Annotated in this window: 26 protein-coding genes and 1 tRNA gene; 15 read left to right on the top strand and 12 right to left on the bottom strand. The window is 54.9% G+C overall.

Features of this window, described 5'->3' with window-relative positions; translation table 11 throughout:
• Positions 1-151: 151 nt before the first annotated feature.
• From yahO to ACOT1A_RS13680, 3 genes are all read right to left on the bottom strand, one after another.
• Positions 152-427, bottom strand: a complete 276-nt coding sequence (gene yahO, locus ACOT1A_RS13690) for a DUF1471 family periplasmic protein YahO (RefSeq protein WP_022647318.1) — start codon at positions 425-427, stop codon at positions 152-154.
• Between the two features lie 149 nt (positions 428-576).
• Positions 577-1,296, bottom strand: a complete 720-nt coding sequence (locus ACOT1A_RS13685) for a lipopolysaccharide core heptose(II) kinase RfaY (RefSeq protein ID WP_368958442.1) — start codon at positions 1,294-1,296, stop codon at positions 577-579.
• A 10-nt stretch (positions 1,297-1,306) separates the two neighbouring features.
• Complete coding sequence (locus tag ACOT1A_RS13680; RefSeq protein WP_045621279.1) at positions 1,307-1,735, bottom strand: glycine zipper 2TM domain-containing protein; 429 nt, start codon at positions 1,733-1,735, stop codon at positions 1,307-1,309.
• Positions 1,736-2,043: 308 nt separating this feature from the next.
• Between ACOT1A_RS13680 and ACOT1A_RS13675 the strand changes: the two genes are divergently transcribed.
• On the top strand, positions 2,044-2,334 hold the full coding sequence (locus tag ACOT1A_RS13675; protein WP_022647314.1) for a hypothetical protein: 291 nt from the start codon (positions 2,044-2,046) through the stop codon (positions 2,332-2,334).
• A 129-nt stretch (positions 2,335-2,463) separates the two neighbouring features.
• On the opposite strand, the gene ACOT1A_RS13670 is transcribed toward ACOT1A_RS13675, so the two are convergent.
• Positions 2,464-2,540, bottom strand: a tRNA-Arg gene (locus ACOT1A_RS13670).
• A 303-nt stretch (positions 2,541-2,843) separates the two neighbouring features.
• Between ACOT1A_RS13670 and ACOT1A_RS13665 the strand changes: the two genes are divergently transcribed.
• From ACOT1A_RS13665 to fimZ, 3 genes are all read left to right on the top strand, one after another.
• Positions 2,844-3,506 carry an EAL domain-containing protein gene (locus ACOT1A_RS13665; RefSeq protein WP_045621278.1) on the top strand — a complete coding sequence of 221 codons (663 nt, stop codon included), beginning with the start codon at positions 2,844-2,846 and terminating at the stop codon, positions 3,504-3,506.
• A gap of 24 nt (positions 3,507-3,530) precedes the next feature.
• Entirely contained in the window at positions 3,531-4,247 is a 717-nt protein-coding gene (locus ACOT1A_RS13660; protein WP_023299489.1) for a response regulator transcription factor, read from the top strand.
• An 806-nt stretch (positions 4,248-5,053) separates the two neighbouring features.
• Entirely contained in the window at positions 5,054-5,686 is a 633-nt protein-coding gene (gene fimZ, locus ACOT1A_RS13655) for a fimbria biosynthesis transcriptional regulator FimZ (protein ID WP_022647311.1), read from the top strand.
• 50 nt (positions 5,687-5,736) lie between these two features.
• Here the strand turns inward: fimZ and sfmF are convergent, their stop codons facing one another.
• From sfmF to fimA, 6 genes are all read right to left on the bottom strand, one after another.
• The gene (sfmF, locus tag ACOT1A_RS13650) at positions 5,737-6,258 is read right to left on the bottom strand and encodes a fimbria assembly protein (protein WP_023299488.1); all 522 of its coding nucleotides are present in this window, start codon (positions 6,256-6,258) and stop codon (positions 5,737-5,739) included.
• A 9-nt stretch (positions 6,259-6,267) separates the two neighbouring features.
• Complete coding sequence (fimH, locus tag ACOT1A_RS13645; protein WP_022647309.1) at positions 6,268-7,275, bottom strand: type 1 fimbria D-mannose specific adhesin FimH; 1,008 nt, start codon at positions 7,273-7,275, stop codon at positions 6,268-6,270.
• Complete coding sequence (locus ACOT1A_RS13640; RefSeq protein WP_276170057.1) at positions 7,268-9,826, bottom strand: fimbrial biogenesis usher protein; 2,559 nt, start codon at positions 9,824-9,826, stop codon at positions 7,268-7,270. Before ACOT1A_RS13640 ends, fimH begins: the two co-directional genes overlap by 8 nt.
• A 14-nt stretch (positions 9,827-9,840) precedes the next feature.
• Positions 9,841-10,533 carry a type 1 fimbria chaperone FimC gene (gene fimC, locus ACOT1A_RS13635; protein ID WP_022647307.1) on the bottom strand — a complete coding sequence of 231 codons (693 nt, stop codon included), beginning with the start codon at positions 10,531-10,533 and terminating at the stop codon, positions 9,841-9,843.
• 34 nt (positions 10,534-10,567) lie between these two features.
• Positions 10,568-11,110 (bottom strand): type 1 fimbrial protein subunit FimI, encoded by a 543-nt coding sequence (gene fimI, locus ACOT1A_RS13630; RefSeq protein ID WP_023305613.1) that lies wholly within the window; start codon positions 11,108-11,110, stop codon positions 10,568-10,570.
• Positions 11,111-11,179: 69 nt separating this feature from the next.
• A complete protein-coding gene (gene fimA, locus ACOT1A_RS13625) occupies positions 11,180-11,743 on the bottom strand; it encodes a type 1 fimbrial major subunit FimA (RefSeq protein WP_022647305.1) in 564 nt (187 codons plus the stop codon).
• A 310-nt stretch (positions 11,744-12,053) separates the two neighbouring features.
• On the opposite strand from fimA, the gene folD reads away from it, so the two are divergent.
• The 5 genes from folD to ACOT1A_RS13600 all read left to right on the top strand — a co-directional run bounded on the left by folD (position 12,054) and on the right by ACOT1A_RS13600 (position 16,615).
• Positions 12,054-12,920 carry a bifunctional methylenetetrahydrofolate dehydrogenase/methenyltetrahydrofolate cyclohydrolase FolD gene (folD, locus tag ACOT1A_RS13620; protein WP_008499332.1) on the top strand — a complete coding sequence of 289 codons (867 nt, stop codon included), beginning with the start codon at positions 12,054-12,056 and terminating at the stop codon, positions 12,918-12,920.
• 2 nt (positions 12,921-12,922) lie between these two features.
• The gene (gene ybcJ / locus ACOT1A_RS13615; protein ID WP_017694378.1) at positions 12,923-13,135 is read left to right on the top strand and encodes a ribosome-associated protein YbcJ; all 213 of its coding nucleotides are present in this window, start codon (positions 12,923-12,925) and stop codon (positions 13,133-13,135) included.
• 282 nt (positions 13,136-13,417) lie between these two features.
• Positions 13,418-14,917, top strand: a complete 1,500-nt coding sequence (locus ACOT1A_RS13610; protein ID WP_003858916.1) for a PTS transporter subunit EIIC — start codon at positions 13,418-13,420, stop codon at positions 14,915-14,917.
• A gap of 83 nt (positions 14,918-15,000) precedes the next feature.
• Positions 15,001-16,017 (top strand): Mal regulon transcriptional regulator MalI, encoded by a 1,017-nt coding sequence (gene malI, locus ACOT1A_RS13605; protein ID WP_023299483.1) that lies wholly within the window; start codon positions 15,001-15,003, stop codon positions 16,015-16,017.
• A 73-nt stretch (positions 16,018-16,090) separates the two neighbouring features.
• A complete protein-coding gene (locus tag ACOT1A_RS13600) occupies positions 16,091-16,615 on the top strand; it encodes a metal-dependent hydrolase (RefSeq protein ID WP_045307898.1) in 525 nt (174 codons plus the stop codon).
• An 85-nt stretch (positions 16,616-16,700) separates the two neighbouring features.
• Here ACOT1A_RS13600 and cysS read toward each other — a convergent pair whose 3' ends face one another.
• Positions 16,701-18,086 (bottom strand): cysteine--tRNA ligase, encoded by a 1,386-nt coding sequence (gene cysS, locus ACOT1A_RS13595; protein WP_193132192.1) that lies wholly within the window; start codon positions 18,084-18,086, stop codon positions 16,701-16,703.
• A gap of 175 nt (positions 18,087-18,261) precedes the next feature.
• On the opposite strand from cysS, the gene ppiB reads away from it, so the two are divergent.
• The 6 genes from ppiB to ACOT1A_RS13565 all read left to right on the top strand — a co-directional run bounded on the left by ppiB (position 18,262) and on the right by ACOT1A_RS13565 (position 22,471).
• Positions 18,262-18,756, top strand: coding sequence for a peptidylprolyl isomerase B (gene ppiB, locus ACOT1A_RS13590; protein ID WP_000256009.1), 495 nt, complete (start codon positions 18,262-18,264; stop codon positions 18,754-18,756).
• A 3-nt stretch (positions 18,757-18,759) separates the two neighbouring features.
• Positions 18,760-19,482: a UDP-2,3-diacylglucosamine diphosphatase gene (gene lpxH / locus ACOT1A_RS13585; RefSeq protein WP_038415557.1), complete on the top strand. Its 723-nt coding sequence runs from the start codon at positions 18,760-18,762 to the stop codon at positions 19,480-19,482.
• A 118-nt stretch (positions 19,483-19,600) separates the two neighbouring features.
• Positions 19,601-20,110: a 5-(carboxyamino)imidazole ribonucleotide mutase gene (gene purE, locus ACOT1A_RS13580; protein ID WP_023299481.1), complete on the top strand. Its 510-nt coding sequence runs from the start codon at positions 19,601-19,603 to the stop codon at positions 20,108-20,110.
• Positions 20,107-21,174, top strand: coding sequence for a 5-(carboxyamino)imidazole ribonucleotide synthase (gene purK, locus ACOT1A_RS13575; protein ID WP_105322514.1), 1,068 nt, complete (start codon positions 20,107-20,109; stop codon positions 21,172-21,174). The genes purE and purK overlap by 4 nt, the downstream gene beginning before the upstream one ends.
• 84 nt (positions 21,175-21,258) lie before the next feature.
• Positions 21,259-22,329: a tRNA 2-selenouridine(34) synthase MnmH gene (gene mnmH / locus ACOT1A_RS13570; RefSeq protein WP_022647297.1), complete on the top strand. Its 1,071-nt coding sequence runs from the start codon at positions 21,259-21,261 to the stop codon at positions 22,327-22,329.
• Positions 22,319-22,471 carry a hypothetical protein gene (locus tag ACOT1A_RS13565; protein WP_154816810.1) on the top strand — a complete coding sequence of 51 codons (153 nt, stop codon included), beginning with the start codon at positions 22,319-22,321 and terminating at the stop codon, positions 22,469-22,471. The genes mnmH and ACOT1A_RS13565 overlap by 11 nt, the downstream gene beginning before the upstream one ends.
• An 87-nt stretch (positions 22,472-22,558) precedes the next feature.
• Here ACOT1A_RS13565 and ACOT1A_RS13560 read toward each other — a convergent pair whose 3' ends face one another.
• Positions 22,559-23,704, bottom strand: coding sequence for a porin (locus ACOT1A_RS13560; RefSeq protein WP_105322513.1), 1,146 nt, complete (start codon positions 23,702-23,704; stop codon positions 22,559-22,561).
• Between the last annotated feature and the right edge of the window lie 91 nt (positions 23,705-23,795).

Genomic DNA, 23,795 nt, shown 5'->3' with positions numbered 1-23,795 from the left:
TATTTATCAAATGAAATGCAAATGAGAACTATACGCATTATGTATACGTAATCAAGCGTCAACGAGGAGCACTGCGCGAGAAGAGGTTAAAAACGATGTGGGGGAGAAGTACGGCGCACAACCACCCCAGAAAGGGGTGGTTGCTAAAGCGTTATTTTTTCTTGTAAATATCGGCGGTGCCGTGAATTTTGTTGTTTGTATTACCGGAAGTCAGCACCAGCACATCAGCACCTTCTTTATCGGCCTTTTCGACCAGCTCTTTTTTCGCATCGTCGACAGAGACTTCGTTAGCCGTGCTCACGGTACCGATTTTTTCGTACTGAGACTCAACTTTTTCGAATTCGTTTTTTGTCATCATTTCAGCCGCAAAGGCGTTGGTGGTAAACAGAAACGCGGTGCCCAACAAAATAGCAGTCGTTTTTTTCATAAACTTTTTCCTTAAGATTAATGAGCAACTACGAAAAGCCCCCACGCGAAACGGTGAGGTGTAATGAGCATGGTAGAGGATTGGCGAAAATGCCATATACCAGGGAAAATTCTTTTATAACAGGCTGTTGTCCTGCATGAATAAAGGGTTTAAGCGGTATTTGAACGCGCCAGATACTTCCTCTGGACGATTTTATGGTGTCGTCTGATTTTTTTTGCGATCAGGCGTTTTTCCCAACTCCGGTGGGATTCAATGGGAATACCAATGCGCAGGCTGGCCGTCACGTTGTCTTCAACAATCCTTTTCGCGTTACAACGCTTTCCGGACAGATCGATGATCCTTATTCCTTTTTCACTCAGGATGAAGTTCCCGCCGTGCGCATCCCCGGAAATGATTTTCAGATTGTGCATTGTCTGCATACTGTGTCGGATTTCACGCTTTATGTCCGGCGTGATCGCGGGAAGAACGCGTAACTCCGGACCGGGGACATACTCAAACAACATGAGCGAGATTTTTGCGAATCTGAAAATCCGGCGTTCAGCCAGGAGATAAAAATCATTCGGGAAGGTATGACCTTGCCTGCCGGCATAGTCGATCCGCTCAATCAAATTTTCGTTGGGGTTGGGCGTAAAAAACGATTTGAAAAATTTTTCTATCCTTTTTTTCCTGGGGGAGTAAATCTTTAATACAAACTGTCCGTAGGGGGTATTCAGTAAAGAGACGTGGGTATGCGGAAGGCTTTTAAATACCATCTGAACGCTGAGTCGTTTTACATTACAGGACAATATATCGCCCAGTATTTCCAGGTATCGTGTATCGTTATTTTTATAACAGACGTGAAAACCACGGTATTTCATTTTTGTAATCATAATAATGTGCTTAGTATGATTTTTCCACGGTGGTATTAGAACCCGTTGTGATGATACGAACTTTGTCGCCAGGGTTAAATGTCAAACCATTATTGTGCTGCACCACCTGAATAGTCTGCCCGGATTGAGTCTTGATAAGTAACTTCACTTCCTGTGCTGCCAATTCGTAAGACTGCCGGTTATGAGAAGCCGCCGCCCCGGCTGTTGCACCGGCCACCGTCATGGCGGTTTTCCCTTTGCCGTTACCGAACTGGTGACCCACTACGCCACCAATCGTGCCCGCGGTTAGGGTACGCAGCGGATGATACCCTTCTCGGGTATGCGTAATAATTTGGCTCTGCAGAACCGTGCCATCCTCCACCAGCGATCGGATGCCAGCGTAACTCGCCGGACTGGTTATAGCCAGAAAGCTCAACGCGATGAGTAAATATTTTTTCATTTTAAGCCTTTATTATTCATTGAAGGTGACACTATTCTGCCCGGCGAAAAATCATCTCCTTTAGCTAAATATGCTTTACCAGGCAAATAATTTATTTTTACACAAAACGACCATAAATTTAAAAATAAACAATTTAAAACTGGAAAGGTATATTGACTTCAATTATCAATAACGTGTTTTCCAGATACATTGTCAGAGTATTTGATTCAGACGAAGCAATATCCATTGCACAATTCTCAATAATTACCAATCATCGTTATTAAAATAATGGTCCCTGTCCATACAGGGAAAACATCAGGAGTTATATTATGAAAAAAGTCATTCTCGCTCTGGCTTTCACTGCGGCATCATTTTCTGCATTTGCAAATCATCCGGTAGCCCGTGCGACTGCCGTCGCCTCCGCCGATCATCCTGTTGCCGTTGCGGCGGCCACCGGTGAAGGTAACCATCCTGTCGCCCGCACCACGGCGGTGGTATCTGCCGATCACCCTGTCGCCGTCGCAGCTGCAACAGACGGTAGTTATCATCCCGTCGCCCGCGCGACCGTGGTCGCTAACGCTGACCATCCGGTCGCCGCCGCGGCCGTTACAGGGCACTAATGGCGCTCTCCCCCGGCAAGTAAGCTGGGGGAAAAGTCAATGTGTCGTATGACCCTGGAAGGCCAGTTATTAAAGGTAATGAAAACACGATTCAGGCTGGTCAGGAACGGCTGAGTGCCGGAGGGTTAATGGCACGCCCTGTAGGATTCGAACCTACGACCTACGGCTTAGAAGGCCGTTGCTCTATCCAACTGAGCTAAGGGCGCACGGAGAAGAGTGTACTTCGCGGTGGTGAAACGCCTGGAATTATACGGTCAATGCGTAGTGAGTCAATGCCTTTTCCACCTTCTCTGCCGTTAATGACTAGCTGATTGTAAATACGGCTGTTTTTTCAACATTTATCCCTCTTTTACGGGCTGCGAAAAGGCTTAGCCGCTTTTAAGTAACGCCTGCTGTTTTCCTGTTTACTTCCCCTTCACACTGTCCTGCGGTATCCCGGCCGCCTGGAGGCTGGAAATGAACAGGACGACGGAGTGACAGCGTCAGACCAGACAGGTTTCCCCTCGTGCGTGCAGCACATCTCACACGACATTACAGGCATCAAGCTTGAACCCATTGTCGCCCTCTCCTCTTCGCGCACGGTAGGGGCTGAAGTGCTCAGCGTGCTGTCACCGCATCAACAAAGCGAAGGCTTTTTTCACGACTGGTCCGCTGCTCGGGCGCTTATGCTGCTGGAAGCACAGATCGCTGCGTTAAAAAAACCCTTTCCCTGCGACAACCTTTTCATAAATTTGCCGATAACCGTTCTGACCATACCGGAAATGTTCCAGCGTTTACTGCAACTTAACAGCCCACCGCTGAACATTGAACTCGTGGAGCCTGCTTCCTTCTTTTCTCTCTCAGACCCGGCACGTCTGAGGGTGAGTTGTGCGCTTCAGCAGTTGACGGCGCAAGGACATCGGATCTGGTTGGATGACATTGATGAAGCGTCAGGGCGCGCGTTTTTGTCCTGCCGCATGCCGTTAAGCGGAATAAAAATCGATAAGATCGCTTTCTGGCGTTTACGTGCAACGCCAGCGCTGGCAAACCTGGTCACGCTTTGTTCAAAAATTGCTGAAAATATACTCATAGAAGGCATTGAAACAGAAACGGACCGTAAGTTTGCGCTTCAGGCTGGCGCGCGCTTCGGTCAGGGATATTATTGGCCATCCTGGAGATGGCAGGAGGACTGAACGGTCATCGCCAAGAGGGAAGCTATGCGAATGACAGTACGCCGTTACCGGCGTCGTCGGACAGGAAGTGATTCACCGGGTTCAACGCACTCGCCTTTTGCTCTCCCATTTTTTGATCGTCTCGAATATTTGAGCCAGTCAATCAACCAGACCCGCAAAACCGATGCTCCCTTTATCGTCCTGGTCACACAGGATAACTTTTTCCGTTCCGGTTTTCTGAGCGGGCACTCTCCCCTGAGCAATTGCTGTGACTATTCCACCCTGGAAGCCGCCCTCAGCGATCTGAATCAGTGGCCTTCATCACGTCTGGTGGTAGATGTAGAAAGCCGCGCCTCGCCGCTTATTGACCTGCTGGACCGATTACGACGCCACAGCCTGTTCGCCCCCTACCTGACACCCTACCTGCTCATCCGCGCCGATGATTACGATACACGCCTGTTTTGCAAAGCGGCTGGCCCTTTTCATGTGATTGAACGGCAACTTACGCCGCGGGCTTTGCAACAAACCTTGCTGGAAGCGCCGTCACCCGCCGGCCACCGGAAAGAGTGGTTTTCACGTGATGAATGGCCGATCCTGCAGGCGCTATCGCAGGGTAGCACCCTGCGACAGATTGCTCAGTTACAGAACCGCCCCTATAGCCGCATTATTTACCGTCTCAGCTGCATCCTGGCGAAACTTGGGCTGAATCATCGTCATGAGTTGCTACATCTTCTCAACAACCTTTCAGATTTCACGTATTAACGTATTCAGTAACCCCTTAATTCCTAAAGACCTTTAAGAAAATACTTAGGATATATGTTAATTTTTTGTGTTTTTTAACAAAACTTTCGATTTTATAACTATTCCTAATTCTTCATCTTAAACCATGCGAAATGCTGCCTGTACGCTAAACGAGAGTCGTTTTATCCATGCGTTAAGTTTCTGACGTTTCCGTTAACAGGATGATAATGGTGTAAAAACAAGCGATTTATCTGTAAATAAAAGCGATGAGAGGTGAAGAAAACAGCAGATAGTGCTGTTTTGACGAAGGGATCATCCTCCTGGCCTGAGGTGTTAGAAATGAGGCGATGACGCGCTAAAGAGCGGACATCAGAGGTAGCGGACAGGCGAAAAACACTTTGTCACGACCTGCGTATTGTTAACATTTGATCAACATACAGTAAGATCGTTTATTTTTTGTTATTACATAAAGATGAAACTGTGTGGTAAATGCAATATCAGGACATTTTTGCTAATTTTAAAAAGTTAGCGATTCAGATACAGAAGATAATAATCATCAATATATGGACATTAATTTACAGGCTTTTCGGACAATACTTAAACGGTATAATAAGACGTGTTTGACACGCGAATAAGAAAAATCATTTTGCCATAACAGCCTTATGAGATAACTGCGCTCAGGCATTGATATCACCACTACGTAAACAAGGATGCTTTCGCTCTTCCCAGGGATCTACCGTACAAGGATCTGCGTAATTATCCTTCCGGCTTTTCGAGAGTTTTAACAAAACTCAGCATAACGCTTTTAACAATCTGAGGCATAAAAAATGAAACCGGCATCCGTTATCATTATGGACGAACACCCTATCGTCAGAATGTCGATAGAAGTCCTGCTACAGAAAAATAAAAACATCCAGGTCAAACTGAAGTCAGGCGACAGCCACGAAGTGCTTGACTGTATACGCAACCACCCCATCGACCTGGTCATTCTCGATATCGAAATGACAGGCACGGACGGCTTCGTATTATTGAAAAGAATCAGAAACTTAAATAAAGATATTAAGATTCTCTTCCTCTCTTCGAAATCTGAAGCCTTCTACGCAGGGCGCGCCATCCGCGCCGGGGCAAATGGTTTTGTCAGTAAGCGGAAAGATCTGGGGGAAATTTATAACGCGGTGGAAATGATACTGACGGGCTATTCTTTTTTCCCGTCAGAAACATTGAGTTTTATAAACCATATAGGCTCCCGGACAGGCGCCGCTGTGGATATGCCATTATCGAATCGTGAAGTGACGGTTCTGCGATATCTGGCGAACGGATTATCTAATAAGGAGATTGCGGATCAATTATTACTTAGCAACAAAACAATTAGCGCCCATAAGTCTAATATCTTTTCCAAGCTGGGCGTACAAAGTATCGTTGAATTAATTGATTACGCGAAAGCGCACGAATTACTGTAATCCTTCCCTCTCCCTGCAACATATAACCGTTACAGGGAGAGGGGATACGATTAATTATAATTAATCATGAAAGTTGCATCGGCATCAGCCCGGCCCGGCTGCGGGTTATCCGCCGTGGCGATATAATTGGCATAAAACGACAGTTCGGCATTTCCCTGCGCATCCACCGACACCGTCTGGCTGGCCTGCTGCAACGCGAGGCGCGTTTTATCCCGGTCGAGGATCTCCACGGCCACGTTGCTGGCCGCGCTGGCATCATTCAGCGCCAGCAGGCTGTTATCATGCCCGTCCATCTTCCCCGTAAATGTGATCGAAGCCGCCCCCGGCGGGCATCCGGTCAGCTTCAGGGTGAACGGTACAGGCTGCGTCCGGCTTCCCGTTGTGCGGAGCTGTTTCGTGGGCCAGGTGCCGAGCGTGACGGTTTTATTGCTGTCGTCCCCCTCCGCCACGCAGGTAAAGTCCACTATATTGCCGTAAAGCTGAATGTTAATTTCCCCAAGCGCCGTCTCTGCGTGCGCAGGGGAGCAAAGCGCAAAGAGCGCGACGGCTAAATACCGCATTCCGTTTCGCATACCTGCTCCTTAGTCATAGTCGACGCGTAAATAGCCGCGAGAGGTAAAACGCCCCTCGGCAGGTTTTTTACCGGTCACGCTGACGGGCCACGCGCGGATCCCCACCTGTGCCTGTGCGCTATCGTCCAGACGGAACGGGATTTTGCTGGTCAGGTTGTTCGGCGTCAGCGGCACGCCATTACTGTTGGCAATCACAAAACCCACATCCGCGTTATCAGAGACCAGCGTACTGCCTGAAACCTTCTCCGCTTCAACACGCATTGTGAGCATGGCGTTCGCCTCAACGTTGGTGCATTTTATGCCGATGGTTTTGCTTTGCGCTGAGATCCCCTCCGGCTTATTTCCGATGCCCGCTTTACTGAACAAAGAGGCGCCGATGTCTCCGAAATCGAACTCCACCACATTCCCGGCATTAATCTCACAGCTCTGAGGCACCTGAATGGTCCCGCTGTAGCTGATGGTATAAACCGGCGTGGTGAGCGGATCCGTGGAGGTCGTGGTGACGTAAACCCGGAACATGATTGCCCGGGGGATCACCACCATATTGATAAAGCGTCGGGTCACCTTAAGCCGAAAGACGAGGCTGGAATCCTGTACTCCAAACGGTTTGTTTTTAGACACGTTCGGATGGCTCCCCATCTGAATGTACTTTCTGGGTGGATAGAACGTGCCAGCGTAGCTGTCGGTGATTTTCATCGCCCCGTCCAGATAGTCGTTTAGCTTCAGATACTGGTAGCCATCGCTGGTGCCTGTGACCGGGAATTCGGTCACATAGCTACGCTTGGTGGTGTTCCCGGACGTTCCCTTAGGGCAGACGGCGTTGACGCCCACCCACTGGGACTTCTCGCTGAGTGTAACAATCTGCCCCACCTGGTTATTGGAGCTGTTGAATTTATCCGTCAGGTCGTAATACACCTCCGTCGGCACGCCATTTTCATTGACGCAGACGGTGGCGAACGCCTCAGATAGCGGCAAAAATGCCAGAAGGGATAGCCCCAGATAATGGATTTTATTCACAGCGGATCCCCTTAAGTGTGATCGCCTGTTGCAGGCTCTGTTCTGGCAGGCTGTAGGGCGCACGACACTGGGACTGCTTCCCGTCTCCCCACTGAATCAGCAGTTCCCCTTCCAGCGGCAGCCCGCTCAGGTAAATCTGCCCGTCATCGCCCACCATGCTGGTTACGCCGCTCTGCGTCTCACGCACCACCGCCCCAAACGGCACAGGCTGGTTATCACGCTTCACGGTGAGCAACGCACGCACGCCGATGCGGGTGTCAAAACTGGCGCGCACCAGCGCACCGTTCGTCGGCACGACGCTGGAAACGTTATTTTCAATGTCGGTGTTGTTGCTCATGGTGTTAGTGTCGAGCGCCACGCGGTTGTAACGGTACACCGTGGCGTACGGCATCACCGCATAGCCACGCCAGTCTGTTTTGACGCCGGTCTGGTTTTCGACGCTCACGCCTGACGCGCCCGGCGCTTTGATCAAGACGTTGGTATCGCCCAGCGGCTGACTGAATGTGATGCCGTCTGAATGCCCTACCACGCCGCCGGAGAGCTGCCAGTTGAGGTCGTGCTGATCCCGCGTGTAGTTGTAGCCCACGCCCAGCGTACCGTACGTTGCCTGCCAGTTAGCGCTGGCGCTGCCGCTGGCACCGTTATTGCTGGTGTGACCCTGCGTGACGCTGTAGTTCAGGTTACGATCCTGGAGCAGCGTTCCGCTGATCCCGGTCTGCCAGCTGGTATCACCGTCGCTGTTGCGGCTGGCTGAGGCCGTGGCATAGGCCCGGTCGATCGCGTTATCGCGACGGTAGCCGTGACGGGTGAACAGGCTGAACGGGACGGAGACGTTAAACGAGGCGATCCGGTCAGTTCCTTCAATGCCGACGGCCTTGTTCCATGACCAGGATAAGGCGTAGCTGATCCCGTTCACCCCGCCGGCGTAGCCGAGCTGATACCAGACGTTGGACTCGCTGGTACCCCAGTAACTCTGCTGGCTGCCAGAGACGTACACCGAGCCGTAATCGCCAAGAGACTGGGAGATATTGAGCTGGAAACGTCCTTTTTTATTCAGCGTCAGGTTGTGATAGCTCTGCACGTCCGGCACGCCGTCATCGTCCTGATCGTCGCCATACTGGTAGCCTTCCATTGTGCGCCAGGCCACATCGTCGAGGGTGTAGAAGCCTTTGGTCGAGTAGCGATAGCCCAGCAGCTGGAAGTTGGTGCCGAATCCGTTAAGAGATTTTGCGTACAGGAACCGCAGGGACTGCCCTTCATGGCGGCTGTCATCGGCAAGCTGGCTGCGGGCATGGGTGAGGTCAAGTGACACCGCCCCCCAGTCACCGAGGTTTTTACCCGCGCCAATGGCGATGGCGGTATAGCGCGAGGCCAGCTGCGTTCCGCCGTACAGCGTGTAGCCGTCGGCAAGACCCGCAATCATCGTACCCTGAGTAAAGAACGGCGTGTCCTGCTCGCTGTTGCCGCTGCGATAGTCCCCTGCCACCAGATCGTATTTCCAGCGTCCTTCACGCTGAAGCAACGGAACGGTGGAATACGGGACGGTGTAGCGCTGCTGGCTGCCGTCCTTCTCTTCCACCGTCACCTCCAGGTCACCGCTTGAGGAGGTCGGGTTAAGGTCAGTTATCGCAAAAGCCCCCGGCTGCACATAGCTCTGGTAAATCACGTATCCGTTCTGGCGGATCACCACTTTGGCAGGGGTGCGGGCGATTCCGCGTACGGTAGGCGCGTAGCCTTGCAGGCTGTCCGGATACATGCTGTCGGACGAATAGAGCCGACCACCGCGAAAACCGACGCTGTCGAAGACATCGTTACCGGTGTTGCTGTCGCCGAGCACCAGCTCGCTTTTTAGCGGAATGACCGTACGCTGCGCCCAGGTGCCAATATTTTGCCAGCTGCTGTGCCGCTGGCCGTTGCTTTCGGTATAACGCCACGCGCCGTTATTGCGTAATCGCCAGGCGCCATAGTTCAACCCGCTTTGCAGGTTCAGATAGTAGCTGTCGTCGTCGCTGCCCCGGTTGCCGGTGAAGCTGTAGTTCAGCAGCGCGGCGGGGATGCCTTCATCCCACTGTTCAGGCGGAATATACCCGCGGGCGCTGTTTTGCATCGCCACCTGAGGCAGACTGACGTTAAGGCGCAACGAGGCGAAGTTGAACGCCGTTTCGCTGCCCGGAATAGCCGTGGTGAGCGGAACGCAGGTCTCGCCCTGCACGTTGCTCAGTTCCGGGAAGGCGGCGATATTGACGCCAAAGCGATCGAGCATCGCGCGCGTAATGCACGGCGACAAACCGCCCGCGACCGGCGGCGTGTTGTCGGCTTGCTCAAACCGTACGTCCTGGGTGCCGATAAACTCATCGTTACGCCAGATATCGACGCGATAGACGCCCGGTGCCTGCTGGTGGCCTTTCTCAAAACGCGACAAATCCGCCACGTTCGCCGCGTCATCGGAGAGAAACGCCGGGTTAAAGTAGCTTTCACCCCAGCCAGCGTGTGGCCAGAGCGTTGCCATCAGTGCCAGCGCAACCGGGCAGTAACGCCATTGAGTGTTCATCGCCCTGTCTCTGCTCACAGGCTGACGCTACGCGCCGGCGTAATGGCACCGTAGTCATTCACACTCTGCCAGGAGAGCGTGCCGCTCGCTGCGGCAGGCAGCACCTGCTGCGCCGAGCTTTTAGGGGCAACCATCAGGTTCTCCAGCGTCTGACCGCCGAGCTTCAGATTGACCAGCGTGACGTAATACGGCGAGGCATTGCTCACCTTAAGATGGTTGCCGACGCGCTCAAAACGCAGCTGTGAGAGCGCCTCTTCCGGCGGCATCGCCAGGTTAGCCGGGCGAACAAACAGCTTGATGCGTGACAGAATGGCCAGTTGCAGGACGTTGTTGCCGTCCTGATGTTTTTTGCTGACGGAGGGAATCGCTTTGACGTTCATGTAAAAGAGTGATTCGCGATCGGCAGGCAGCGCCGGGCCTGCGTAGATAATGCGCAGGGTGTTTTCGCTGGCCGGCTCGCTGACAAACAGCGGCGGCGTGACGGCAAAGGTTTTTTCCTTTTGCCCGTTGGCATTTTCTATCCACGCGTTAATTAAATAGCGCTCTTGTTTATTGCTGTTGGTGATCGCCAGCGACGTTTGTTTTGCATCGGCCGGATAAATAACGCGCGTCGCGCCCAGCGCAATTCCGCCGGATGCATTCGCGCTGGCAGAAACCATCATCAAAATAAAAGTTAAAAACAGTCCAGGTTTAATCAGGGTGTTCATCACAACCGTACCTTTAATAATTAGTTCGCAGGCGTCAGGGATAAATCAACGTAAACCAGACATTCGACTGAATAGTGCCTGGTACAAGGTGTTCGGAAATAGCCCGGTAGCGGGCGCTGAAATGAAATACCAGCTCGCGGGTGTTAATGGGTAACCAGCTCACTGCCGTCGCGTTCGGGATGATCTGACGTTGCTGTTCGTCAAAAAGCGCCAGTCCGACACCACTGCTGACCGCATTTTCCCCCGGCCGCGATGTCGCCAGGAAAACCTGCGGGTCTTCTGCCGGTGTCACTCCCTGGAACTGGATCCCCACGGTGCGGGAGACGTCCACGCTGCAATCCAGCAGACGTACGGTGAAAGGCACATTAACCGTGGAAAAGCTGCCGACGCCGGAAAAGGCGTTTGTGCGGTATTGCCCCATATCCACGCGCATATTCTGGCTGTCCGGGGCCACGGCGCAGCCGCCGTTAACCAGCTCTCCCCTGAGGTGTACTTTGCCGCCGTCTATGACAACGGTATGTGCGTTTACCGCTGAGGCAATCGCAAGGGCACACAGCAGTATCCCAGTCCTTGTCATCCTTCGCTCCCGGTATAGGCGATCAAAAGACCTCTTCCCTGAGGCCAGCCACATCCCTGTACTCAGGCATTACTCGTATTTCATTACGAATGTTGCGTCCGCGTTTGCCTGGCCTGGCGCGGTGGTCGCCGCCGTGGCTTTATAGCGCGCGGTGAAGTTCAGGGTGTTAGTCCCTTCAATCAGGTTCTGGGCCGCAGAGAAGGTTGCACCGTCCGGGGTCAGCGTGGAGGATTTGCTGTCGAGGATCTCAATGCCTACGCCCTTCGCGGAGTTGTCGTTGTTACCGGAGCTTACCGCCAGCAGCGTTTTGTCGGTGGCGTCGATTTGGCCGGTAAACGCGACAGCAGCGGTTTTCGCTACCGCAGGATCGCAGTCGTTCAGTTCGATGGTGAAGGGAATATTGGAGGTGGTGTCACCCACTTTAGTGAATTTCGCGGTACGGTACTGGCCGAGATTAACCGTCTGCTCTGAAGAGTCAGTATTCACTGAACACGCGGCATTCACTAATTCACCTTTAAAATGCACCGTACCACCGTTTACAGATACAGGTGCTACCGGATCTTCTGCGTGAGCGGCACCCGCGACCAGGGCCAGAGTTGCAATAACAGTAGAAGCAATGTTGCTGAGTTTCATGTCTATTCCTTTAAAATGTAAATAACCCTTCCCGCGCATATTCGGGAATAAGAAATACGTTCAATTAAAAAATTGAAGGCTTATTTCGGAGAGGACAAAGTAGCTCAGGAATCTATTTTGTAATATGTCAAAACGCTGCCATTTTGCCAGGTCACATCCTAATCGCCCCTAAGAAATTGACCACGCACTGAGAAGGGATTTTGCGGGCCATCGATGAAATCTCGTAAAGGGTGACTGACAGCGGCGCTCGCTTCTGACAAAATACAGGTAATCCCCCCTTTCTAACGTTACAGACGGAATCTTCTCTCTGATGGCAGCAAAGATTATTGACGGTAAAACGATTGCGCAGCAGGTGCGCTCTGAGGTTGCGGAAAAAGTGAAGGCGCGTAAAGCTGCCGGAAAACGCGCCCCAGGGCTGGCCGTTGTGCTGGTTGGCAGCAACCCGGCTTCGCAAATTTATGTCGGCAGCAAACGCAAAGCGTGTGAAGAGGTGGGGTTCGTCTCCCGCTCTTACGATCTGCCGGAAACCACCAGCGAAGCAGAACTGCTGGAACTGATTGACACCCTGAATGCCGATAAAGAGATTGACGGCATTCTGGTTCAGCTGCCGCTGCCTGCGGGCATCGACAACGTGAAGGTGCTGGAGCGTATCGCGCCGGACAAAGACGTTGACGGTTTCCATCCGTATAACGTGGGCCGCCTGTGCCAGCGCGCGCCGCGCCTGCGTCCGTGCACCCCGCGCGGCATCGTGACGCTGCTGGAGCGTTATAACATCGACACCTATGGCCTGAACGCCGTGGTGATTGGCGCCTCCAACATCGTGGGCCGCCCGATGAGCATGGAGCTGCTGCTGGCGGGCTGCACCACCACCGTCACCCACCGCTTCACCAAAAATCTGCGTCATCACGTCGAAAACGCCGATCTGCTGATCGTTGCGGTCGGCAAGCCGGGCTTTATTCCGGGCGAGTGGATCAAAGAGGGCGCAATCGTCGTGGACGTGGGTATTAACCGTCTGGAAAACGGCAAAGTGGTTGGCGACGTGGTGTATGAAGATGCCGCAGCCCGAGCCTCCTATATTACTCCGGTCCCGGGCGGCGTAGGCCCGATGACGGTAGCAACACTGATTCAGAATACCTTGCAGGCGTGCGAGGAGTATCACGACGTAGAGGACGCGTAATCATGGCAACTTTTTCTTTAGGTAAACATCCGCACGTTGAGCTGTGCGATCTGCTGAAGCTGGAAGGCTGGAGCGAAAGCGGTGCGCAGGCGAAAATCGTCATCGCCGACGGGCAGGTAAAAGTAGACGGCGCGGTGGAAACCCGCAAGCGCTGCAAAATTGTCGCGGGCCAGACCGTGAGCTTTGCAGGTCAGAGCGTGACCGTGACGGCCTGAGCTGTCTGATGCCCGGTGGCGCTGCGCTTACCGGGCCTACGTACTGTCTCCGTTTGTAGGCCGGGTAAGGCGAAGCCGCCACCCGGCAATTTCTCTCACAATCCCCTCACACCCATCACGGTTAATTATCGATCAACTTCAAATAATCACTATTCCCTCTGGCGAAACGTGAAAATTATGTTGCGCGATTTTCAGACTTTCCCCACGATAAGTAGAACGTTCTACTAAAACGTTCTACTTACAATAACAGCGCGAAAAAGCGCTACTCGGGGGGAAATCAGCATGAGTCTGATATCAGGGTTTGTTAAATCGCTGTCTAAGTTATCGATGATTGGTCGCGCCTTAATGCTGCCAATTTCACTGCTTCCCGCTGCGGGCCTGCTGCTGGCCTTCGGCGATAAGTTCCACCTGCCGCTGATGATGAACGCCGGCGGGGTTATCTTTGATAACCTGCCGATGCTGTTCGCCATCGGCTCTGCCGTCGGTCTGGCTTCGGAATCCGGCATTGCGGCACTCTCTGCGGCGGTCTCGGTGTTTGTCACCAACATAACCATCAGCACCGTGCTGAGCATTACGCCGGAAATGGCCTCCCAGGGCGGGAAATACGCCATGGTCGTCGGCATTCCGACGTTGCAGATGGGCGTCTTTGGCGGCCTGATCTGCGGTATTCTCGCGGCCTGGTGCTACAACCGCTTCCACACCATGCAGCTGCCGGAATTCCTCGGCTTCTTCTCCGGGAAGCGTTTTGTGGCGATTGCGACGGCATTTCTGTCGTTCCTGCTCGGCCTGCTGCTGCCGTACGTGTGGCAGCATATTCAGTCCGGGATCGACGCCCTGTCCGTGGTGGTGAACGGCGATAACCAGGCGGCCTCGACCTTTATCTTCGGGCTGGTGGAGCGCGCGTTGATCCCGCTCGGCCTGCACCACATCTGGTATCCCTCCTTCTGGTATTCGTTCGGGGATTACACTACCCAGGCGGGTCAGGTGATCCACGGCGACCAGACCATCTGGTTCAAGATGCTCGAAGAGGGGGTGAAATCCTTCAGCAGCGATACCTACCAGAACGCCGGGAAATTCATGCAGGGCGAGTTCCCGCTGATGCTGTTCGCGCTGCCTGCGGCGTGCCTTGCGATGTACCATGAAGCGCATACGAAGAATAAGAAAATTGCGGCCGGTATTCTCTTCTCCGCCGCCCTCACCTGCTTCCTGACGGGCATCACCGAGCCGGTAGAGTTCACCTTTATCTTCGTGGCGCCGATCCTTTACGTCTTCAACGCCATCATGGCGGGCCTGGCGTACATGACCATGTACCTGCTGCATGCGCACATCGCCAAGTCGTTCTCGGCGGGCTTTATCGACTACCTGTCGTTCGGGATCCTGCCGTCGTTTAACGGCTATCAGACCAACTTCCTGAGCGCCATTATCATCGGTATCCCAATGGCCCTGATTTACTATTTCACCTTCCGCTTCGTGATCCGCCGTTTCGACGTGAAAACGCCGGGCCGCACCGAAGTGACCGCCAGCGCAAATGACAAGTCCGATTCCGAACTTGCCACCGAAATCATCGGCCTGCTGGGCGGTGCGCAGAACATTGATTCTGTCGGCTCCTGCATCACGCGTTTGCGTCTGGAAGTGGCTAAGAGCGAAGCGGTGGACCGGGACGGGCTGAACGGGCTGGGCGCGCGCGGCGTGGTGTTTGTTGGCGACAACGGGATACAGGTGATTTTCGGGGCCAGAGCACAGTTTATCGCCCAGACCATGTCCACGATGATTGGCAAATAATAAGATGCCTGAAGGAGGCGTCTCCTGTACGCTGGGGTACGCCTCTTATCTGGCTGATAATCGGTAAATTTCAGGGAGCGGTTTTGAAGAAAGTCAGCATTATTGATGTTGCAAAGCATGCGGGCGTGTCGGTTTCTACCGTGTCGCTGGTGCTGCGCCAGAAAGGGAAAATCTCAGAGGCGACGATCGGGAAGGTCAATGCCGCCATCACAACGCTGGGCTATGTTCATAACGTCGCCGCTGCCAACCTTCGCGCCAACACCTCCAATTTAATCGGCCTGATCCTGCGGGACTTCAGCGACAGCTTTTCCATCAAAGTGATGGCGAGCATCGTTCAGGAGCTGGAGAAACAGGGTTATATGGTTTTTCTCGGTCAGCCGCTGAACGACGACGAACATCTTGAGCGTACCCTGCTCTCATTTAAGCAGCAGGGCGTGGCGGGCGTCATCTATCTGGCGTCGGACACCCGCGCCGCCTCTCTCCCGGAACACATTCGCCAATGCCCGCTGCCGCTTGTGGCGGTTTCGCAGTCGTTGCTGGAAGAGAAATGCAACCTGGTGATGCGCGATAACCGCCAGGCGGCGAACCTGGCCGCGCGTTATCTTATCGAGCGCGGGCACCGCACCATCGCCTACATTGGCGGGCGCGACGGGTGCCGTATTCGCGAGCAGCGCCTGCTCGGTTTTCGCAGCGCGATGACGCAGAACGGCCTAGTCTGGCGTGAGGAATATTCTCCCGCCTGCACCGATGATACGCAGGCGGCGGCCATGGCGACTCGCCAGCTGCTGGAGAAGAACAACACGATTACCGCCCTGCTCTGCCATTCGCCGGACGCGATGATCGGTTCGATCTCCGGCATTCACCAGGTGGGGCGCACGGTGGGCAAAGACGTGTTTTTAACCCAGCAGGTGGCGCTGATTGGTTTTGAAGATATGCTCCACGTTAATCTCACGTCGCCATCACTGACTTACGTTTCGTCTGCCAGTGAAGAGACCGGCCGCCAGGCGGCAGGGCTGATGATCCGCAGGCTGAAGGAGCCGGATCTGCAAACGCAGCGTATTACCCTCTCCGGCCAGCTTATCGCGCGGGAATCGGCGTAAATTCAGAATTTAGCATGGGTCTTATAGCGCGTGATGACTGCTATATTTCCATGATTTGCCATGGATAAATGCAATGCCTACCGTTATCACCCACGCTGCCGTACCTTTGTGTCTGGGCTTAGGGCTCGGAACCAAAGTCATCCCACCCCGCCTGCTGTTTGCCGGGATCGTCCTCGCCATGCTGCCTGACGCTGACGTACTGGCGTTTAAATTCGGTGTCGCCTACGGGAATATTTTCGGCCACCGCGGTTTCACTCATTCGCTGCTGTTTGCCTTGGTAGTGCCCATACTTTGCGTGCTGGCTGGGCGTCGATGGTTCCGGGCCAGCCTGTCGCGCTGCTGGCTGTTTTTAACCGTGTCGCTGCTGTCGCACAGCCTGCTGGATTCGATTACCACCGGCGGGAAAGGCGTCGGCTGGCTGTGGCCCTGGTCAGATGAGCGCTTCTTTGCACCGTGGCAGGTGATTAAGGTCGCGCCGTTTGCACTGTCGCGCTATACCACGCCGTACGGGCATCAGGTGATTATCTCGGAACTGCTGTGGGTGTGGCTGCCGGGAATCGTGCTGATGGGAGTATTATGGTGGAAGAAGAGAAGGTAAAAAAAGCCGGGTGGCGGCTACGCCTTACCCGGCCTACTTTCACCTGTAGGCCCGGTAAGCGTAAGCGCCACCGGGCATTACGGACTTACTTACGACGCCAGGTGGTGCCCTGGGGGCCATCTTCCAGAATAATACCCATCTCGGTCAGACGGTTACGCGCCGCATCCGCCGCCGCCCAGTCTTTCGCCTGACGCGCTTCCAGACGCGCTTTAATCAGTGCTTCAATTTCCGCTACTTCACCGTCGTCCGCCTGCGCGCCGCTTTGCAGGAACACGTCCGGCTCCTGCTCCAGCAGGCCGAGCACGGAAGAGAGCTTACGCAGATGCGACGCCAGCGCATTCGCCGCCACCATATCTTCTGACTTCAGGCGATTCACCTCACGCGCCATGTCGAACAGCACGGAGTAGGCCTCCGGCGTGTTGAAGTCGTCGTTCATGACCTCAACGAAGCGGGCTTCGAACGCCTCGCCGCCAGCGGCCGGAACAGACCTGTCGGTGCCGCGCAGTGCGGTATACAGACGCTCCAGCGCAGCGCGCGCCTGCTTCAGGTTCTCTTCGCTGTAGTTCAGCTGGCTGCGATAGTGGCCGGACATCAGGAAGTAGCGCACGGTTTCCGCGTCGTAATACTTCAGCACGTCGCGCACGGTGAAGAAGTTACCCAGCGATTTCGACATCTTCTCGCGGTCAACCATCACCATCCCGGAGTGCATCCAGTAGTTCACGTACTCGCCGCCGTGAGCACAGGTGGACTGCGCGATTTCATTTTCGTGGTGCGGGAACATCAGATCCGAACCGCCGCCGTGAATGTCGAAATGGTTGCCCAGCTGTTTGCAGTTCATTGCGGAACATTCAATGTGCCAGCCCGGACGCCCTTCGCCCCACGGGGACGGCCAGCTCGGTTCGCCCGCTTTGGACATCTTCCACAGCACGAAGTCCATCGGATTACGCTTCACGTCAACCACGTCCACGCGTGCACCGGCCTGGAGCTGGTCCAGATCCTGGCGGGAAAGCGCACCGTAGGTTGGGTCCGTCGGCACCGAGAACATCACGTCGCCGTTGTCTGCCACATAGGCGTGACCGCGCTCGATCAGCTTTTGGGTGATCTCAATGATTTCATGAATATGGTGGGTCGCACGCGGCTCGCTATCCGGGCGCAGAATATTCAAGGCATCAAAATCCTTGTGCATTTCGGCGATCATGCGATCCACCAGCGCGACAAAGCTTTCGCCATTTTCATTAGCACGTTTAATGATTTTGTCGTCGATGTCGGTGATGTTGCGCACATACTTCAGGTTATAGCCCAGGAAGCGCAGGTAGCGGGACACCACGTCGAACGCGACAAAGGTACGGCCATGGCCGATATGACAGAGATCGTAAACCGTAATACCACACACGTACATGCCGACTTCCCCGGCATGGATAGGTTTAAATTCCTCTTTTTGGCGCGTCATTGTATTAAAGATTTTTAACATCGAAGATTCCATGTAAACACGTGTGTGGATTGTTTGTTCCTTATAATACCCATAATTCGGAGCACGGTCAGCACACAATGCAAGGTGATCGTGTCCTGTGGTTATGCTATAACAAGCCCCTATATGTGACCCGAGCACGGGTCGACGCACCACAATAACGGAACAGGATGCAAAAATGGTTACTTTCCACACTAATCATGGCGATATCGTAATCAAAACCTTTGATGACAAAGCGCCTGAAACAGTTAAAAACTTCCTGGACTACTGCCGCGAAGGTTTCTACAACAACACTATTTTCCACCGTGTGATCAACGGCTTTATGATCCAGGGCGGCGGTTTCGAGCCTGGCATGCGCCAGAAAGAGACGAAAGAAGCGATCAAAAACGAAGCGAACAACGGCCTGAAAAACACCCGCGGTACGCTGGCAATGGCCCGTACTCAGGCCCCGCACTCTGCTACCGCACAGTTCTTCATTAACGTGGCGGACAACGACTTCCTGAACTTCTCTGGCGAAAGCCTGCAAGGCTGGGGCTACTGCGTATTCGCAGAAGTGGTTGAAGGCATGGACGTGGTCGACAAGATCAAAGCCGTTTCTACTGGCCGCAGCGGTATGCACCAGGACGTTCCTAAAGAAGACGTTGTGATCACAAGCGTGACCGTCAGCGAGTAATTCGTGGCGACACTCTTTATTGCGGATCTGCATCTGCAAACAGAAGAACCGGCGATAACCGCCGGTTTTCTGCGTTTTTTACGCGGTGAAGCGAAAAGCGCCGATGCGCTGTACATTCTGGGTGACCTGTTTGAGGCCTGGATAGGCGACGACGATCCGAACCCGCTGCACCGTGAGATGGCAGCGGCCATTAAAGCGCTGGTGGATTCCGGCGTCCCCTGCTATTTCATTCACGGCAACCGTGATTTCCTGATCGGCCAGCGCTACGCCCGCGAGAGCGGCATGACGCTGCTGCCGGAAGAGCAGGTGCTTGACCTCTATGGCCGCAATATTCTGATCATGCACGGCGACACGCTCTGCACTGACGATACCGGCTACCTGGCGTTTCGCGCCAAAGTTCATACCCCGTGGATCCAGAAAGTGTTCCTCGCCCTGCCGCTGTTTATTCGCAACCGCATCGCCGCCAGAATGCGCGCGGGCAGCAAGGCCGCCAATAGCAGCAAGTCGATGACCATCATGGACGTCAACCCGCAGGCGGTAGTGAAGGTGATGGAGAAGCATCGCGTTCAGTGGCTGATCCACGGCCATACCCATCGTCCCGATGTGCATTCCCTTATCGCCAACGGCGAGCCCGCCCATCGTGTGGTTTTAGGCGCCTGGCACAGCGAAGGATCGATGGTCAAAGTCACGCCGGAAGGTGTGGAATTGATCGCCTTCCCGTTCTAACCCTCCTCGTTTTTTCGCCCATTTCACGACCACGCAACCGTTTTCCTTGCCGGTATTACATGCTATTCTCTGTGCCCTCGAAAGCAGTGTGTTCCGCACCACAGGAGTTTTAAGACGCATGTCTTCCCGCAATAATCCGGCGCGTGTCGCCATCGTGATGGGGTCCAAAAGCGACTGGGCTACCATGCAATTCGCCGCCGAAATCTTTGAAATCCTGAATGTTCCGCACCACGTCGAAGTGGTTTCCGCGCACCGTACGCCGGATAAACTGTTCAGCTTCGCCGAAAGCGCCGAAGAGAACGGTTACGAGGTGATCATTGCCGGTGCGGGCGGCGCAGCACATCTGCCGGGCATGATTGCCGCCAAAACCCTGGTGCCGGTACTGGGCGTGCCGGTACAGAGCGCCGCGTTAAGCGGGGTTGATAGCCTGTACTCTATCGTCCAGATGCCGCGCGGTATCCCTGTCGGTACGCTGGCGATTGGTAAGGCGGGTGCCGCAAATGCCGCCCTGCTGGCCGCGCAGATCCTCGCGACGCATGATAATGACTTACATCAACGCCTGGCGGAGTGGCGTAAAGCCCAGACCGACGAGGTGCTGGATAACCCGGATCCGCGGGGTGCAGCATGAAGCAGGTTTGCGTTCTTGGTAATGGTCAGCTTGGCCGGATGCTGCGTCAGGCCGGTGAGCCGCTGGGTATTGCCGTCTGGCCCGTCGGGCTGGACGCCGAGCCGGAAGCCGTGCCGTTCCATCAGAGCGTGATCACCGCCGAAATTGAACGCTGGCCGGAAACCGCCCTGACCCGCGAGCTGGCGCGCCATAACGCCTTTGTGAACCGCGACGTCTTCCCGATCATCGCCGACCGTCTCACGCAAAAGCAGCTGTTCGACAAGCTCGGCCTTGCGACCGCGCCGTGGCAGCTGTTGTCCGACAAAAGCGAGTGGAATGACGTCTTCGCCATGCTGGGCGATCTGGCGATCGTGAAGCGTCGTGTCGGCGGCTACGACGGTCGCGGGCAGTGGCGCCTGCGCGCGAACGACACCGCCGAGCTGCCGGACGACTGCTACGGCGAGTGCATCGTTGAGCAGGGCATAAACTTCAGCGGTGAAGTGTCGCTGGTGGGCGCGCGCGGGCATGACGGGCACACCGTTTTTTACCCGCTAACGCATAACCTGCATCAGGACGGGATTCTGCGCACCAGCGTCGCCTTCCCGCAGGCCAATGCTGACCAGCAGGCGCAGGCGGAAGAGATGCTCTTTGCCATCATGCATGAGCTGGGCTATGTGGGCGTAATGGCGATGGAGTGTTTCGTCACGCCATCGGGTCTGCTGATCAACGAACTTGCGCCGCGCGTGCACAACAGCGGCCACTGGACGCAAAACGGTGCCTCCATCAGCCAGTTCGAGCTGCACCTGCGCGCCATCACTGACCTGCCGCTGCCGCAGCCGGTGGTGACCAGCCCGTCGGTGATGATCAACCTGATCGGCACCGATCTGAACTACGACTGGCTGAAGCTGCCGCTGGTGCACCTGCACTGGTACGACAAAGCGGTGCGCCCGGGTCGTAAGGTCGGCCACCTGAACCTGAACGATACCGACACGGACCGCCTGAGCGCCACGCTGGAAGCGATTGTTCCCCTGCTGCCGCCAGAATACGCGAGCGGGATTGTCTGGGCGCAGTCAAAACTGAAGTAAGTAACCCCCGCCGGGGAGTTGACCTTCCCCTTCCCCGGCGTACAATTCCCGCCCATTGCTGCTTAGCTTTCTTCTGGAACCACCATGAACGATGGAACGGACTATCGCGCGATCCTCGCGTCCGATACCCCTTTAATCGACGTTCGCGCGCCGATCGAATTTGTCCAGGGTGCGATGCCCGCCGCACTCAACCTGCCCTTAATGAACGACGACGAGCGTGCCGCCGTCGGCACCTGCTATAAACGCCAGGGTCCGGACGCCGCACTGACGCTCGGCCATAGCCTGGTCAACGGCGAGACGCGAGAGGCGCGCATCAACGCCTGGCGCGAAGCCAGCCTGGCCCATCCTGAGGGCTACCTTTGCTGCGCGCGCGGTGGCCAGCGCTCACATATCTCCCAGGCCTGGCTTAAAGAGGCGGGAATCGATTATCCGCTGATCCGCGGCGGCTATAAGGCCCTGCGCCAGACGGCAATTCAGGTGACGATTGAGCAGTCACAAAAACCGATGGTGCTTATCGGTGGCTGTACCGGAAACGGCAAAACGCTGCTGGTGAAGCAGCATGCGCAGGGCATCGATCTGGAAGGGCTGGCGCACCATCGCGGCTCGTCATTTGGCCGCACGCTCACCCCGCAACTTTCTCAGGCGAGCTTCGAGAATCACCTTGCCGTCGAGCTGCTAAAAAAAGATGCCGCGCGCTGGGTACTGGAGGATGAGGGCCGGATGATTGGCTCTAACCACCTGCCGGAGTGCCTGCGCGACCGCATGGCGGAAGCGCCTGTCGTGGTGGTCGAAGATCCGTTTGAGATCCGTCTTGAGCGCCTGCGCGAAGAGTATTTCGACCACATGTGGGCCGACTTTTCTGCCGCCTACGGTGAAGAAGCGGGCTGGAAAGCCTACAGCGAATACCTGCATCACGGCCTGTTCGCCATCCGCCGTCGTCTGGGGCTGCAACGATTCGCGGAATTTACCGCGCTATTAGATTCCGCGCTGCTGGAACAACAGCGCTCTGGAAGCACTGACGCGCACTTCAGCTGGCTTGTGCCGCTGCTGAAGGACTATTACGACCCGATGTACGGCTATCAGCTGGAGAAGAAAGCGGAGAAGATTGTTTTTCGCGGGACGTACGAAGAAATTGCCGAGTGGCTTGATCGCTGAAAAAAGCCGGGTGGCGGCTACGCCTTACCCGGCCTACGCGTGCTATTACGATCCGATGTACGGCTATCAGCTGGAGAAAAAGGCGGAGAAAATTGTATATCGCGGGACGTTTGAAGACATTGCCGAATGGCTTGATCGCTGAAAAAAGCCGGGTGGCGGCTACGCCTTACCCGGCCTACGCGTGCTTTTGTAGCCCCGGTAAGCGCAGCGCCACCGGGGAACAAACCACTTAGAAGTCGTAACGCAGACGCACCAGGTTCATGTCGCCCAGGTTGTCGGTGCTGGAGGTGAACACGTGTTCGTAATCCACGCGGAAACCGTAGTCCAGCTGGAAGCTGATACCCACGCCGTTGTCGATGCGCTGGTAGTTACGGCCGTTCACGTACTCAATGCGGTCGCCCATGAAGTAAGGCTGAATGGATTTCACCGCATACTGACCGACCGGGAATTTGTACCCTGCGAAGTATTCAATACCCCATGCATCACCGGCGAAGTAGTCGTTAACGGACACTTTTTTGGTGGTCATGAAGTTCTGATACCAGCCGCCGCCTGCGGAGAAGGTCCAGTTATCCGGCGTCCAGCTCAGTGCGGTGCCGAGAATGTTCTGGTCGTAGGATTTGCTGTCGCCGTTGTCCGGATTACGCATGTCCGCGCGGGTGTAGTTCCACGCTGCGCCCCAGGTCAGATCGGTGGTCAGGTGGTAATCGATACCCAGTGAACCGCCGCCTTTACGCTTGTAGCGCAGGCCGTTGCCCGGCAGGTATTCGCTGTCTTCAAACAGGTAAGAGGCGTAGATGTCAGCATCGCCCACGGTTTTCTTGTACTTCAGCATCTGGCGTGAACGGTAAGAGCCGTCGTAGTCGCCGTTGATCCCGTTACCCGACGCCTGACCAATCATGTCGTAGTCCCAGATATCGGTTTTCGCGCCCACCACGTCATAGTACACGCTGTTCTGCTGGCCGAAGGTCAGCGTACCCCAGGTGTCGCTCTTCAGACCGGTGTAGAGCATACGGCGTGAAGTATCGTGCGCGCCGTCGGCGTAGTGGTTATCCCAGTTAAACTGCGCCGGAATGTTCACACCCAGCTCGTAGTAGGTGATCCAGCTGATGTCATCGAACAGGTAGTAGTCTGCCGCGAAACGGAAACGGGTACCGCCGTCAAAGCCGTTACGCTTGTAGCCGTTTTTGCCGTCGTCACCGGTCATGTTCTGGAACTGAGGACGGATGCTGCCGCCAACGGTGAAGTTCAGACGGCTCAGCGGGTTTCCCGCCTGCGGATCCTGTTTCAGAAGGGTGATTTCCGCCTGAGATGCGAAAGAAGCCAATGCCACTGCTGCGCCGATCGTTGTCGCCAGCGCTGTTTTTCTTATAGTCATTCTTTTTCCTTGATAGACACGCTGCTAAATATTTAGCTGGTGAATATTAACCGGAAAAATTCGGGCTGTGTGGGCGGGTTTTTAATGTTTT

This window comes from Enterobacter cloacae complex sp. SYL003 (assembly GCF_049236925.1).
In the GTDB taxonomy this organism is placed as follows: domain Bacteria; phylum Pseudomonadota; class Gammaproteobacteria; order Enterobacterales; family Enterobacteriaceae; genus Enterobacter; species Enterobacter intestinihominis.
The sequence above is the reverse complement of the archived record's forward strand: the minus strand, read 5'-3'. Positions and strand labels throughout refer to the sequence as shown.